Origin of the sequence: Rothia sp. HMSC061E04, assembly GCF_001813685.1 — a bacterium.
GTDB classification, from domain to species: domain Bacteria; phylum Actinomycetota; class Actinomycetes; order Actinomycetales; family Micrococcaceae; genus Rothia; species Rothia mucilaginosa.
In genome coordinates, this window is sequence record NZ_KV813687.1 from 1 (window position 1) to 14,342 (window position 14,342).

General features: G+C 58.4%; 10 protein-coding genes and 1 pseudogene. 5 read left to right on the forward strand and 6 right to left on the reverse strand.

What is annotated here, in order from left to right; translation table 11 throughout:
- Positions 1-199: pseudogene (locus HMPREF2927_RS08830) on the reverse strand (transposase); the annotation flags it as partial.
- 150 nt (positions 200-349) lie between these two features.
- Between HMPREF2927_RS08830 and HMPREF2927_RS00445 the strand changes: the two are divergent.
- The 3 genes from HMPREF2927_RS00445 (at position 350) to erm (ending at position 2,597) form a co-directional block, all read left to right on the forward strand.
- Complete coding sequence (locus HMPREF2927_RS00445; protein ID WP_005323424.1) at positions 350-1,528, forward strand: IS256-like element IS1249 family transposase; 1,179 nt, start codon at positions 350-352, stop codon at positions 1,526-1,528.
- Between the two features lie 67 nt (positions 1,529-1,595).
- Positions 1,596-1,643: an erythromycin resistance leader peptide gene (locus HMPREF2927_RS09360; protein ID WP_011116968.1), complete on the forward strand. Its 48-nt coding sequence runs from the start codon at positions 1,596-1,598 to the stop codon at positions 1,641-1,643.
- A 99-nt stretch (positions 1,644-1,742) separates the two neighbouring features.
- Positions 1,743-2,597 (forward strand): 23S ribosomal RNA methyltransferase Erm, encoded by an 855-nt coding sequence (gene erm / locus HMPREF2927_RS00450; protein ID WP_016459102.1) that lies wholly within the window; start codon positions 1,743-1,745, stop codon positions 2,595-2,597.
- 255 nt (positions 2,598-2,852) lie between these two features.
- On the opposite strand, the gene HMPREF2927_RS00455 is transcribed toward erm, so the two are convergent.
- The gene (locus tag HMPREF2927_RS00455; protein ID WP_049353248.1) at positions 2,853-4,163 is read right to left on the reverse strand and encodes an ISL3 family transposase; all 1,311 of its coding nucleotides are present in this window, start codon (positions 4,161-4,163) and stop codon (positions 2,853-2,855) included.
- A 427-nt stretch (positions 4,164-4,590) separates the two neighbouring features.
- Here HMPREF2927_RS00455 and tet(W) point away from each other — a divergent pair, with 427 nt between their 5' ends.
- A complete protein-coding gene (tet(W), locus tag HMPREF2927_RS00460) occupies positions 4,591-6,513 on the forward strand; it encodes a tetracycline resistance ribosomal protection protein Tet(W) (protein WP_063856422.1) in 1,923 nt (640 codons plus the stop codon).
- 220 nt (positions 6,514-6,733) lie between these two features.
- On the opposite strand, the gene HMPREF2927_RS00465 is transcribed toward tet(W), so the two are convergent.
- Positions 6,734-8,086 (reverse strand): IS30 family transposase, encoded by a 1,353-nt coding sequence (locus tag HMPREF2927_RS00465; protein WP_306437770.1) that lies wholly within the window; start codon positions 8,084-8,086, stop codon positions 6,734-6,736.
- Positions 8,087-8,172: 86 nt separating this feature from the next.
- Between HMPREF2927_RS00465 and HMPREF2927_RS00470 the strand changes: the two genes are divergently transcribed.
- A complete protein-coding gene (locus HMPREF2927_RS00470; protein WP_204371245.1) occupies positions 8,173-8,460 on the forward strand; it encodes a Rossmann-fold NAD(P)-binding domain-containing protein in 288 nt (95 codons plus the stop codon).
- A gap of 908 nt (positions 8,461-9,368) precedes the next feature.
- Here the strand turns inward: HMPREF2927_RS00470 and abc-f are convergent.
- The 3 genes from abc-f to HMPREF2927_RS00490 form a co-directional block, all read right to left on the reverse strand.
- Positions 9,369-10,838 carry a ribosomal protection-like ABC-F family protein gene (abc-f, locus tag HMPREF2927_RS00480; protein ID WP_005987409.1) on the reverse strand — a complete coding sequence of 490 codons (1,470 nt, stop codon included), beginning with the start codon at positions 10,836-10,838 and terminating at the stop codon, positions 9,369-9,371.
- 261 nt (positions 10,839-11,099) lie between these two features.
- Positions 11,100-12,386, reverse strand: a complete 1,287-nt coding sequence (locus HMPREF2927_RS00485) for an MFS transporter (protein ID WP_005987410.1) — start codon at positions 12,384-12,386, stop codon at positions 11,100-11,102.
- Between the two features lie 1,056 nt (positions 12,387-13,442).
- Positions 13,443-14,342: IS256 family transposase (locus HMPREF2927_RS00490; protein ID WP_070684648.1), on the reverse strand; the 900-nt coding region annotated here is incomplete at its 5' end.

Below are 14,342 nucleotides of genomic sequence, written 5' to 3' on the forward strand. Positions count from 1 at the left end.
CGAGCTTGTCCATACGGCGCGTGGATACTCCTGCTAGGTAGCAGTCAGCGACCACTGTGATCAAGGCGCTTTCGGAGCGTTTGCGGCGTTGAAGCAACCACTCTGGAAAGTAGGTACCTGAGCGCAGCTTGGGGATCGCCACGTCAATGGTGCCGACCCTGGTGTCCAGGGGCCGGTGGCGATACCCAGGGTTAAGGGTCAAAATGTGTGTCCGGAATCGCGGATTTTCACGGATTGACCTGTAGGTTTCCGGAAAGTATATGCTCCGGAAGCATATATCTAGCCCCCGACGGGAAATCCTCGGTGTGGCAGCCGTGATGTGCTATGCGCGGCGTGGTGTGGTGTCGCAATGTCGAAGAACCAACCACGCTGCCACTGCGGCGGTGAAATGAAACGCAACGGCACCACCAGCAAAGGCACCACCAGATGGCGCTGCAAACAATGCGGCGCCTCCAGCGTCAAACGTCGAAACGACATCACCAACGCGGCAGTGTTCACCCAGTTCATCGAGCATTGCACCACCGCAATATCACTCGACGACCTAGCCAAACGAAACGGTGTTAGCCGCGCCACCATGAAGCGGCGCTTCAAGTGGTGCTGGCTCGTTGATGTGCCTGACCCCACCGCCGGCCACCACAAGCGGATCTACGACCAGGTATTTCTCGATGGCACCTACACCGCCGGTGGCTGCCTGATCGTCGCGGCGACCATCGACCACGTGATCGCCTGGCACTGGTGCAAACACGAAACCACCCGCGACTACCAACTGCTGCTTGAACGCATCGAAGCCCCACTCATCGCCGTCATCGACGGCGGCCAAGGCGCATACAGCGCAATCAAAAAGTGCTGGCCGACTACGAAAATTCAACGCTGCCTCGTCCACGCCCAACGCGTGGTCCGCCGCTACACCACCACCAACCCACGCACCGATGCCGGGCGCACCATCTACCGACTTGCGCTGAAACTGACCCGGATCACCACACTGGATGAAGCCGCCGCGTGGGGTGTGCAACTGCACGAGTTTTCAACGATCTACCGGGAATGGATGAACGAGAAAACCATGATCAAAGACCCCAAAACAGGTGCATGGACCCGCGTGTGGACCCACCACAACGTGCGCAAGGCCTACAACAGCCTCAACCATCTTTGGCGGTCCGAGATGCTGTTTGTCTACCTCAACCCGCCAGCAGGAGTCCTTGCGCCCGAGCGGATCAAATCCACCACCAACAGCTTAGAAGGCGGCATCAACGCCCAGCTCAAACTGCTCGCCAGAACCCACCGCGGCAGATCAGGCGAACGACAACGCCGCATGCTGGATTGGTGGCTCTACTTAAAAACGGAACTGCCTGACGATCCAGTACGAATCGCCAGGCAGTCCGACTGGGGCCAGGGCCAACTCGCCAAAGTATCCACCCTGACCCAAACCGAGAACCAAGCCGACCACGAAACAGGACGCCCAGCCCTCTACGACAACGCTATCGACACCGACTACACCCACTCAATCGGCATTCAAAAAGGCCAAATCTAACCCCCGCGACACGCCGAGCCAGACACACATTTTGACCCTTAACCCTTTAATGGATATAATTAGACCCATGTTGATTTCAGGTACCGCTTTCTTGCGGTTGCGCACCAACCGCTAAGGCGGTTTCCTACCCCGTAGGTTAAAAACCGCTCCGGTCCTTTAGCCGGGCGGCTATTTGTCATGCCCGGCTCCCTTTCAAATCCAAGGAGCACACCTGATGTCTGCATACGGACACGGCCGTCACGAGCATGGCCAAAATTTTCTCACCAACCACAAGATCATCAACTCCATCATCGACCTTGTGAAACAAACCTCCGGCCCCATCATTGAGATCGGACCAGGAAGCGGTGCCCTCACTCACCCGATGGCCCACTTGGGGAGGGCGATAACGGCAGTTGAAGTGGACGCAAAACTAGCTGCCAAAATCACACAAGAAACCTCCTCGGCGGCGGTCGAAGTGGTCCATGATGATTTCCTTAACTTCCGGTTACCCGCCACTCCCTGCGTCATTGTGGGAAACATTCCCTTTCACCTCACCACTGCCATTCTTCGAAAGTTGCTGCATGCGCCAGCATGGACTGACGCTGTACTCCTCATGCAGTGGGAAGTCGCTCGCCGCCGGGCCGGGGTAGGCGCAAGCACGATGATGACGGCTCAGTGGTCCCCATGGTTCACATTTCACCTGGGTTCTCGGGTACCAAGGCCTGCTTTCCGGCCACAGCCAAACGTTGACGGGGGGATCTTAGTGATCCGCCGGGTGGGTGACCCGAAGATTCCGATAGAGCAGCGCAAAGCCTTTCAGGCGATGGTGCACACCGTTTTCACTGCCCGGGGACGCGGGATAGGGGAAATTCTCCGAAGGGCAGGGTTGTTTTCATCACGTTCAGAAACACAATCATGGTTGCGCTCGCGAGGAATCGACCCCGCGACCCTACCTCCCAGATTGCACACCAACGACTGGATCGATCTCTTCCAGGTGACTGGTTCCTCTCTACCTCACCATCGACCCATTTCACCATCGGGAAGTAGTCAACGACCTCCTCAACGGAAAAACCGAAGCCGGCGGCGTTAATCCCCACCAAAACCGAAATCCACCAGTAGTACTAAAAGGGCTCTTCCGGTTTTAGAGTGCATTGATTAGTTCGCCGGGGGTTCGGGCGTGGCACAAGATATTGGGGTCCTTGGCTTTGTAGGAAAAAGGTATCTAATCCATCCGTACAAAACTAAGGACCTACTGTGCAGCCTAACGGAAATGTCATCGTCGATACCATCTGCCGCACCGCAAAACTAGGAACTACTATCACCGGTGCCACAGAAAACGGGCTCTTCATAATTGGGGGTGTAGTTGGGGTCTGAATCCGCCGGTTTCGAGGAGGCAGCGGGTGATGTAGTGGGTGAGGTTACGGAACCCGAGGGCGGAGCCGCGTAGGTGTTCGAGGCGTCCGTTGATGGCTTCGGTAGGGCCATTGGAGGTGTGGGGGTGGTCGAAGTAAGCCAGGATGTCCCCGGCTCGGCGTTTGAGTGTCCTGCCCAGCGTGATGAGCTCGGTCAGACCCCTCGGTACACGCGTGGAGGTCAGGGTGTTGATTTCGGCTTCCATCAGGGCCTTACCCGCGTCCGTGTCGGGCGCGCGGTAGGCGTCGATGATGTTCTGGTAGGCGCTCCAAGTGACCTCGAGCGCGACGTGCTCCTCACCGGAAAACAGGTTGAGTAGTTGGTGCTGCTGGCGTGGCGTGAGCAGGCATGAGCGGGTGTGTAACATCCTGCGGGCCTTGTACAGGGGGTCGGTGGCACGCCCGCGCCGGTGGTGGAGTTCTTGCTGAATGCGTCTGCGACACTCATCCAAGGCGTTGCCAGCCAGGTGCACGACGTGGAAGGGGTCCATGACCGCCCTCGCGCCGGGGAGTTCTTCAGTGGCTGCGCTTTTGAACCCGGTGAATCCATCCATCGCGACGATCTCGATGCGGCTTCGCCACGTGTCGGGGCGGGAGGCCAGCCAGGTTTTGAAGACCTGCTTGGAGCGACCCGGGACCATGTCCAAGAGTCGGGAGGGGCCGCTGCGTTCTCGGATGGGTGTCAAGTCCAAGATAACGGTGACGTATTTGTCTCCGTAGGGGGTGTGGCGCCACACGTGTTCATCCACCCCGATGACACGCACGCCATCGAACCGAGTTGGATCATTGATCAGTAGACGCTGGCCTTCACCCAGGACAGCGGTGTTGGCGGTATTCCAGGACACACCGAGGGCCTGGGAGATACGCGCCACCGTCAAATGATGAACGACCAGCCCAGTGAGCGCCCAGCGCACCGCCGCACGCGAGAGCTTGGCGCGCGGATCGGCCGCTTGGCTCATATCTTGACGCCACACATGGGCGCACTCCTGGCACCGGTAGCGGCGCACGCTCACGTGCAAGATCGTGGGGCGCCACCCGTAAGGCTCGTGCGCCAAGCGCCTGATCACCGTGTCACGCGACTCGCCCTGGCATCCGCAGCGTCGACACCACCGGTCCTCACCAGCAATCCGGCAAGCCAACACTGCATGGTCTGGCCACATGCGCTGGCCCGTCACTTCCAGGCCCAGGTCATCCAGGCGCGTGAACGCGCTCAGGTCAGGGCGATCAAAGATAGTATTGGCCATGTCGAGGTCTTTCAGATGGACGGTGTAGCAATCTCCATCATCGGAAGACCTCGACCCCTACCCGGCCACGACACGCCCAACCCCGCCCACAACACCTACACCCTCAAATGCGAAGAGCCCTTTTAGGTACTTGCTTTCCTAAAACTGATGTGATACAATGATTTAATCCAGAAAAGGAGTAAAAAATATGCGGCAAGGTATTCTTAAATAAAATTTGATAATGGGCGCAAAAATGATTGCCCCTTGCAGGGGCTTAGTTTTTGTACCCAATTTAAGAATACTTTTGCCTTTTTAGTAAATATCGTGACGGACAGCGGCTCATGTAAGCCGTCATACTTCTGTTTGTCCGAAGTCATGATCCCCAGCGGTAAAAGTATTAGCCGCTGGGGATTTTTGCGCCCATTTGGGCCTTGTATGGAGGATAGACATGAACATTATCAATATCGGGATTCTTGCCCATGTAGACGCTGGAAAGACAACCTTGACGGAGAGCCTGCTATATGCCAGCGGAGCCATTTCAGAACCGGGGAGCGTCGAAAAAGGGACAACGAGGACGGACACCATGCTTTTGGAGCGGCAGCGTGGGATTACCATTCAAGCGGCAGTCACTTCCTTCCAGTGGCACAGATGTAAAGTCAACATTGTGGATACGCCCGGCCACATGGATTTTTTGGCGGAGGTGTACCGCTCTTTGGCTGTTTTAGATGGGGCCATCTTGGTGATCTCCGCTAAAGATGGTGTGCAGGCCCAGACCCGTATTCTGTTCCATGCCCTGCGGAAAATGGACATTCCCACCGTTATCTTTATCAATAAGATCGACCAGGCTGGCGTTGATTTGCAGGGCGTGTATCAGTCTGTTCGGGATAAGCTCTCCGCCGATATTATCATCAAGCAGACGGTGTCGCTGTCCCCGGAAATAGTCCTGGAGGAAAATACCGACATAGAAGCATGGGATGCGGTCATCGAAAATAACGATGAATTATTGGAAAAGTATATCGCAGGAGAACCAATCAGCCGGGAAGAACTTGCGCAGGAGGAACAGCGGCGGGTTCAAGACGCCTCCCTGTTCCCGGTCTATCATGGCAGCGCCAAAAAGGGCCTTGGCATTCAACCGTTGATGGATGCGGTGACAGGGCTGTTCCAACCGATTGGGGAACAGGGGAGCGACGCCCTATGCGGCAGCGTTTTCAAGGTGGAGTATACAGATTGTGGCCAGCGGCTCATCTATTTGCGGCTATACAGCGGAACGCTGCGCCTGCGGGATACGGTGGCTCTGGCCGGGAGAGAAAAGCTGAAAATCACAGAGATGCGTATTCCATCCAAAGGGGAAATTGTTCGGACAGACACCGCTTATCCGGGTGAAATTGTTATCCTTCCCAGCGACAGCGTGAGGTTAAACGATGTATTAGGGGACCCAACCCGGCTCCCTCGTAAAAGGTGGCGTGAGGACCCCCTCCCCATGCTGCGGACGTCGATTGCGCCGAAAACGGCAGCGCAAAGAGAACGGCTGCTGGACGCTCTTACGCAACTTGCGGATACTGACCCGCTTTTGCGCTGCGAGGTGGATTCCATCACCCATGAGATCATTCTTTCTTTTTTGGGCCGGGTGCAGTTGGAGGTTGTTTCCGCTTTGCTGTCGGAAAAATACAAGCTTGAAACAGTGGTAAAGGAACCCACCGTCATTTATATGGAGCGGCCGCTCAAAGCAGCCAGCCACACCATCCATATCGAGGTGCCGCCCAACCCGTTTTGGGCATCCATCGGACTGTCTGTTACACCACTCCCGCTTGGCTCCGGTGTACAATACGAGAGCCGGGTTTCGCTGGGATACTTGAACCAGAGTTTTCAAAACGCTGTCAGGGATGGTATCCGTTACGGGCTGGAGCAGGGCTTGTTCGGCTGGAACGTAACGGACTGTAAGATTTGCTTTGAATACGGGCTTTATTACAGTCCGGTCAGCACGCCGGCGGACTTCCGCTCATTGGCCCCGATTGTATTGGAACAGGCATTGAAGGAATCAGGGACGCAACTGCTGGAACCTTATCTCTCCTTCACCCTCTATGCGCCCCGGGAATATCTTTCCAGGGCTTATCATGATGCACCGAAATACTGTGCCACCATCGAAACGGTCCAGGTAAAAAAGGATGAAGTTGTCTTTACTGGCGAGATTCCCGCCCGCTGTATACAGGCATACCGTACTGATCTGGCCTTTTACACCAACGGGCAGAGCGTATGCCTTACAGAACTGAAAGGGTATCAGGCCGCTGTCGGCAAGCCAGTCATCCAGCCCCGCCGTCCAAACAGCCGCCTGGACAAGGTGCGCCATATGTTCAGTAAGATCACTGGTTGATTTCCGATCCCAACCGAACACATTGAGCTGACGGCACGCTCCCGCAGTTAACCGAACGCCCCCGAGGTCCTATCCGGGCCCCGGGGGCGGCATTTTCCCAGTTGAAGGAATGGTGGAGATGTGTTTCGATGGGTCCGGTGGCCATGCTCCGCCCGCCGCCCGGCACCTCTTCCCAGACTCAGCCGGACGGTCGGTCCGTCTATTCCGTTTTTCTCCTAGGCTAGGCCAGCGGGGCATCGCCCCTCTCTGCGCGCGCCCTCTCGATGAGCCCCGGCGTCAGGTCGAGATCGCCGAGCGGCACGTCCTCCACGCCGTAGGCGTCCAGCAGCGCCGCCGCGTCCTCCCCGAGCATCGCCCTGAAGGCGCGCGCGGGCGTCGCGAAGCCGAGCGCGCCGCGGGGCTCGGAGTTCACGTGCGACATGGCCAGCGCCAGGTCGGCCGGGGCGAGCCGGTCGAACCTGATTCCGGCGCCCTTGGGCAGCAGCTTCCTGATCTCGACGTGGTTGCGCTCGCAGGCGCCCTTCTGGTCGCTGCGCCTGGGGTCGCAGTAGAACAGCCTCGTCTCGCCCGGCCCCTCGCCGAGCAGCGCCGCGATCGCCGCCTCGTCGGAGAACTCGGCGCCGTTGTCGGTGAGGACGGCGCGGAACACGCGGCGCGTCCCGTCGGCGCCGAGGATGGCCCGGACGCCCTCCAGGGCGTCCGCGACGCACCCGGCGGTCTTCTCCTCCAGCGGCAGCGCGAGCTGGAGCCTGCTGGGGCGGTGCAGCAGCGTGAGCAGGCAGGCGGAGTCCTCCCGGGCCCCCTCGACGGTGTCCATCTCCCAGGCCGCGGCGCACGCGTCCTCCCCGAGGGCGAGGAACGCGGCATGCGACCTGCGGGCGGAGTGGCGGGTCGCCGCCCGGCCCGCGGCGCGCTTCCTCGGCCTGTAGCCGACCTTGCGCCTGAGCTCCATGTTGGTCATGCCGTCGTAGCCCGCCGAGACCCAGCGGTAGATGGTCGACGGCGACAGGTCCACCGGGCCGCCGTTGCGCGCCGCCATCTGCTCGGGCGACAGCCCCCGGCGCAGGCAGTCCCTTATCGCCTCCAGCCTGGCCGCCGCGGCGGGCTCGTCGGCGTCTATCCCGCGCCTGGACGAGACGAGGACCGAGTCGGCGCACAGCTGCGCGGCCCGGGCCTCGTAGAAGACGTGGGGGCGGCGCTTGCAGCCGATCGCGCGGTACCGGCCGCACCCGTTGCAGCAGCGCGGCCACGCCGCCAGGCGCGGGCAGGCCGCCGACAGGTCGGCGGAGGCGTCCACGCGCTCGCCGCGCCTGGCCTTCGGCGCCGTCACGAACCTGTGCGACGCCACCTCGGCGCTCACCGTCGAGGGCGACCTGCCCAGCTCCCTCGCGATCTCCCTGCACGACGCCCTGCGCTCCAGCATCCTCTGGACCGTGTCCCGCTCGTGCCTCGTGAGCCTTCCGTAGGCCCTCGGGACCGCCCTTGCGGAGCCGCTCTTCTTCTTTCCGGACATGCCGTCCTCCGATCTCCCGGGGCCGGCCGATCCGGCCCTCAGGGTATCGGGTTCCCACATTCATCCGCACATGTGCGGATGAATGTGGGAGGTGTTCGGATAAAGTTGATAATCAAGGTGAAGTCTCCAGCTCCAGCTACATGGATGTGTTCTATCCGAAGTACCAGGTGACCTGGGATATGATGAACGTTGCCGGTCCGAACAGCATGTTCATGCACTGCCTGCCCGCCAACCGTGGCGAGGAAGTCGTCGACGAGGTCATGGACGATCCCGAGCGCTCCCTGTGCTGGGTCGAGGCCGAGAACCGCAAGCACTCCATTCGCGCCATCCTGGCCACTCTGTGCCCCCAGAGCGAGCCCGACGAGCAGAAGGCTGCGGCATACCGCGCCACCATCAATGAGCGCATGGCCGCTCTCGGTAAGCACGGTCTGTAAGACGTACCAGGTCGGGCGAGCTACGGCTCGCCCGCCTTCGCAGGAGATGGGCGACCTCATGGCCATCGGCGAGGAGAACTGCAAGGTCTCCGACGACAACCGAGTGCATCAAGGGCGCCGACTTCATCTACACCGACGTGTGGTATGGCCTGTACGATGCTTTCTGATGGGCGGCAGCAGATGCTTGTCTCTTGCTGCCCATCATCTGCGCCACTGCGCGTAGGCACTGGCGCCCTGTCTGAAGTTAAACAGACCTTTCGAGTGTGCACGAAGTGATTGCGCCAACAACGAAGCCCCAACCTGCTCGCTAACTCATGGGCAAGCCACCTGAGACTACTCATTTCCCCTACTAGCAATGAAGGCCTGCAACCTGCAGTTTTGCAAACTGCTTGAAAGGCGCCTGCGTTGATTCACTTCCTATTGCAGCTGGCGGCTCGCACACGAAAAGGCACTTGAGTTTCAAAGCGGGCGTTTTCGTCGATATCGAGCCTCCAAAGGCGGCTCTCCGTGCCCCTTGGGACAAAAATAAAAACTCAATACTCTGAGTTTGAAAATGGTTTTTGAAGTTGTCCCAGCTTTTGTCCCCGAAGCCGATGAAACACGACATAGTGTTACTTGGCGGCACTCGGTTTGAGACGGCATCGAAAACTGAGGACAACTGGAATGTCGGGACAGTAAAACTGAAGCCATCGAGTGGGAGTAGGCCGATAGGGTTCTGACCTGCGATTTTGAGTGCCGCACTGTGCCGCTGAGTTTCGTTTCGTACGAGAGTCATGACAAAGCCACCAGCGACGGAGATGAGTAAAAGCGATTAAAGAGCCTCCGTTCCCTGCGTTGGGACGGAGGCTCTTTCTTTGCCGTTTTACTCCCTTGTCTCCGTTCGGGGATTATTTCTTGCTCATTTAGGGCTATTCGCGCTGAAAGATTTTGACTAGCTTGGTGTCCTTTATTTCGTAGACAATGTCTGCGACGTTCTCGACCAGCCTCTTATCGTGGGAGACGAACACTATCGTTCCGGCATAGGCGCTCATCATCTGCTCGAGGGCTTCGGCGCTCTTGATGTCCAGGTAATTTCCAGGCTCGTCCATGAGCAAGATGTTGTATCTGCCCAGCAGCATCTTCGCGAGTAGCAGCTTGATGACTTCGCCTCCCGAGAGAACGCCAACGTCCTTTGTCAGGTCGCGCGGTCCGATTCCCATAGAGGCGAGGATGCCTCGAATTTCGGTCATGCTGTACTCGCAACCATCCTGCATGAACGAGATCGCAGACTGACGGGCGTCGAACTTGTAGCCTGTTTGCTCGAAGTAACCGATCTCTGCCTTGGGAGAGATGTTGATACCGTCGGCGCGTCGAGCGATTGCCTTCAGCAGGCTGGTCTTTCCTGTACCGTTGCCACCGGTGATGGCCACTTTGGCACCGAGCGGTATCTCGAATTTCGCGTGGTCATAGAGCATGCAGTTGCCGAAGCTCAAGCTGAAATCGTCTGCCGAGATGGGAAATTTACTATGCAGTTCCAGGGCCTTGCTCTGGCGGAACCGCACGGCGCGAATGCTATCTGGGGCCTCAATCCCTTCGAGCGCTTCGAGGCGCTTCTCCATGTCCTTAGCCGCCTGGTACATCCTCTTCTGTTTGGTGCCGGTTGCTTTCTGATGCCCCAATCGACCTGCATACTCGTTGCTTTTTTTCGCAGCCTTCCGCTTGGCGTCGACCTGCCGTGCTTTTTTCCGTTGTTTTTCGATGGCGGCTTCGAGGCGATCGCGCTCGCGCATCGCCTCTTCGTATCGAGTCGCCTGAGCTTTGCGCTCTTCTTCTTTCTGTCGCAGATAGTCGGAGTAGTCACCCCAGAATTCGGAAATACCGCCGTCTTTGAGCTCCCAGATCTTGTCTACCACCTGGTCGAGAAAATGACGGTCATGGCTCACGATGAGCAGAGCCCCATCAAATGCCTTGAGTTGTCCGACGAGAAGGCGGATGCCGTCTTGGTCGAGGTGGCTCGTAGGCTCGTCGGCGAAGATCGCGCTTGCATGCTGGGAGAGTGCAGAGGCAATCTTGGCGCGTGTTTCCTCCCCGCCGCTCATCGTCTCCTGCGCCACTCCGGCGACGTTGAGACGGGAGAGCATCTCACCACTGTCCTGAGCCGCATCAAGGTCGAGTTCATCGAGTTGGCCGATGAGGGCAATGCTGCCGAAGCGCCTGACGTCGGCGTCCGCAATGGTAAGATTGCCGCTCAGAATTTTAAGCAGGCTGGTTTTGCCTGCGCCATTGTCTCCCACCAAGCCGATGCGATCGTAGGAGTAGATTTCCAACTCTTCGATATCTAGGATATCGCGGCCGGCATATTCCAAAAAGATGTCTTTAGCTTTGACTATGAGTTCCATAGGTTGAACCGCCTTTTGTGTATTAGCGTTTTACTGGAAGCGCAGCCATGCCAAAAAAGATTGCTCACGTCGATTTTTCGCCTTTGCCCAATTGCCGGCGCGAGCGTTTTGACCTTGCGCAAGCCGGCAAATCCGAAAATGATAGTTGGCGACGAATAAGGAGCGCGATGCGGAATGTCGGTGCAATACCTCGTCGTCGCAAGGGCTTGAAGGCTGACGCTTGAACCGATGGCTGCTGCCTCTTTTTTTCGAATACTTGGGCTATTGAATCTGCCCGGTATCTCTTTTCCCCGCGTTTCGGACGCTCGGAGCAAGCAGCATAGCCATCGCAAGCAGTACCATGGTCGCTCCAGAGCCGACGAACCATAACGGAGCTCCAAGCAGATCCGCAAAAACGGAGGGGGCTGCGAGGCCCATGGGCATGGCCCACGCCATGATGGTTCCGTAGAGGCCGAAAACGCGGCCTAGGTACTCAGGAGGTATCTGCTCCTGCATAAGGGCAGTCTGGGTTCCCGCGTACAACGGGGAGCATGCGCCCATAAGAAAGCTCACCGGCAGGAAAGCAGCGAACAATGACGGGCCGAGCGATCCGGATACGATTGCGGCAATGCCGAAGCCGGCAATCGCGGCGACCATGGTGAACGACCTATTGCGGAACCCTCCCGTGGCCGCCAAAATGCCGGACCCAGCCAGCATGCCTGCAGAAAAAAGGATTTCCACCAAAGCGGCATCCCCCGTGCTACCGCCAAAATGCCCCAAGGTCATTATTGGGAACAATGCCGCGAGCGGAGAGAACGCGAAAGCGAAGACGAACCCGCACCAAAGAAGGGCGAACAGCCCCCTGTACTCCCTAATCAGCTTGTAGCCGTCCGAAATCTCAGAGAAGAGCTCTCGAACCTTATTGGAAAAGGACAAGCTGCGGTCGGCTTCATCGAGGCCCCCTGCGTCTATCTGTGCGGCGAGGACGGCTAAAGAAGCGAAAAGCGCTCCCAGCACGTCGAGGACAATCATAGCGGTAATGCCCGCCACGGGATAAATCACTGCTGCAAGCGCGGCGCCAAGAATGTATCCGCCGGACTGAATCGCCTGAGTCACCCCCGATAGGCGAACGAGATGCTCTGGCGGGGCGAGATGGGGCGTGAGAGATTGGGAGGCTGGCGTGTAGAACGAAGTACCAACTGCACGGAGAAACAGGGCGATGAGAATTAGCCATGCAGGTAAGCTGCCGGCCAACGAGGCAATCGCCAAGGCGGCACCCACCGCGGCAATGAAGAGGTCGGCGCCGATGAGGACACGTTTCAAAGGCAGTCTGTCGACAACGGCGCCCGCAAGGATTCCGAACAAAGCAATCGGCAGAAAGCCTGCCAGCGATGCTAAGGAGAGGAGAGAAGACGACCCTGTCGTGAGGGCGAGATGCCAAATAAGACCCATTTGGAGAATCGAACTCGTCAATGTCGAAACGAGCTCCCCGCCCCATACGAAACAAAGCTTGAATTGCCATGAATGGCACAGCAGAACAGACCTGCCCCGAGAGGTTTCAAATATCATGGTTATGTCCAATCGTGAAATGGCGTGCAGAAAAACAGCGCGACGCCACAACAGCGCCGCTTTCTAGGCGCTCATCCACGTGCGGAAAAGACCAACCACGACACCCCTCCTTTGTTAATTCGGTCTGGCAAACCATGTAATATGTAATATTAACGAGGCTTGAGTTTGCCTGTCAAGAATCGAGCATCGGTAAGGGCAATCCTCTCTGGCCATTCGATTCCTTTTGTATCTTTGGTTGCATAGGTGACCCGCCAGGGCTATTACGCGTGGAAGAGGCGCCTGCCGAGCTGGCCGATGAGGCGCTGAAGATGGCCCTGGTCAGGCGAAACGATCCCAAGGGATGCGTACATCATTCGGATAGTAAGAATGTTGCCAGCAGGTTTTGCGGCAACCGCAAAGGAGCCGTATCCTGCAGCTGGAATCACGTTGCAGCATCCTGACCCGCATTCCGATTGGCGGACGGCCCGCTTCGGCATCCTGACCAGCACAGCGATCGAGCCTTGTCATTCCTTGGATATGCCGGTTGCTCGGGGCGGTCCCGACGGAGGCCCTCGCCTCCCCGGTCCGTGACCCAAGAAGGGCAAGCATGCTGATCTGCATGGCTGGTTCCTCCTTTATGTAGACGACCATGCAAAGAAGGGACAACCGAGGAGGCAGGTTACTGATGCGGGCTCCCGCACGCCCATGACTACCCGACGGGCTGTTTTTCATCTCCGATGCCCGCATTGCAGCATGAACGAATGTGCCTCGACATCTCTGCTGGCATGGTACGACTGGGATCGCACCTCGACGCATCCTTGCGCATACTGCCTTCCAAGTTTCGAAACCGGGAAGGAAAGTGTATGTGAGCGACGATATCGGCGCCGATTCGACGCTCGAGAGGGAGATTGCGCCGATTCTATCCATCGGGGATGCATTCCCGAAGATTCTCATCACTCGCACGAGGCATGAGCCCCATACCCGGGAGGGCGTGCTCGTGCTGAATTTCGCGAGGTGGCTGCTTGGCGGGTCAAGTCCTGTGGAGTGGTGTAATCGTTTTGTGTCCTTCGGGTTGGGTTATGCGCTGAGTTGGAGTGGGGTGTCCTCCTGCCCGGTGGGTTGTGGTGTGAGTCGTGATTTGGTGAGGATGTCGAGGCTGAGGTAGCGTCGGCCTTCGGCCCATTCGTCGTTTTGTTCGGCGAGGACGGCTCCGACTAGGCGGATGATTGCTTGTCGGTTGGGGAAGATTCCCACGGTGTCGGTGCGTCGGCGGATTTCGCGGTTGAGGCGTTCATTGGGGTTATTGGACCAGATCTGGGTCCACACCCCGGTTGGGAAGGAGGCGAACGCGAGGACGTCTGCCCTGGCTTGATCGAGGTGATCACACACGGCGGGGAGCTTGTCGTTCACGTAGTCCAAGAGCCGGTCGTATTGTGCGTTGACCGATGCTGCGTCGGGTTGGTCGTACACCGAGTGCAGCATCGCTTTGACGGCGGGCCATAGTGCTTTGGGGGTCACCGACATGAGATTAGCGGCGTAGTGGGTGCGGCATCGTTGCCAAGTGGCTCCGGGTAGGTTGGCGGCGATGGCCTCAACCAGGCCCAGATGGGCATCACTGGTGACCAGGCGCACGCCGGTCAGGCCTCGGGCGACCAGGTCGGCGAAGAACTCCTTCCAGGCTGGAGCGGTTTCGCTGGTGGACACGCGCACCCCCAGCACTTCGCGGTGTCCGTCATTGTTGACTCCGGTGGCAACCAGAACCGCGCACGAGACGACGCGTCCTCCTTCGCGTACTTTCATGGTGAGCGCATCAGCGGCAACGAAGGTGAAAGGCCCGGCATCGTGGAGGGGCCGGTTGCGGAACTGATCCACGTGCTCGTCCAGGTCGGCTGCCATGCGTGAGACCTGGGACTTGGACAGTCCTGTGATCCCCAGGGTTTTGACGAGCTTGTCCATACGGCGCGTGGATACTCCTGC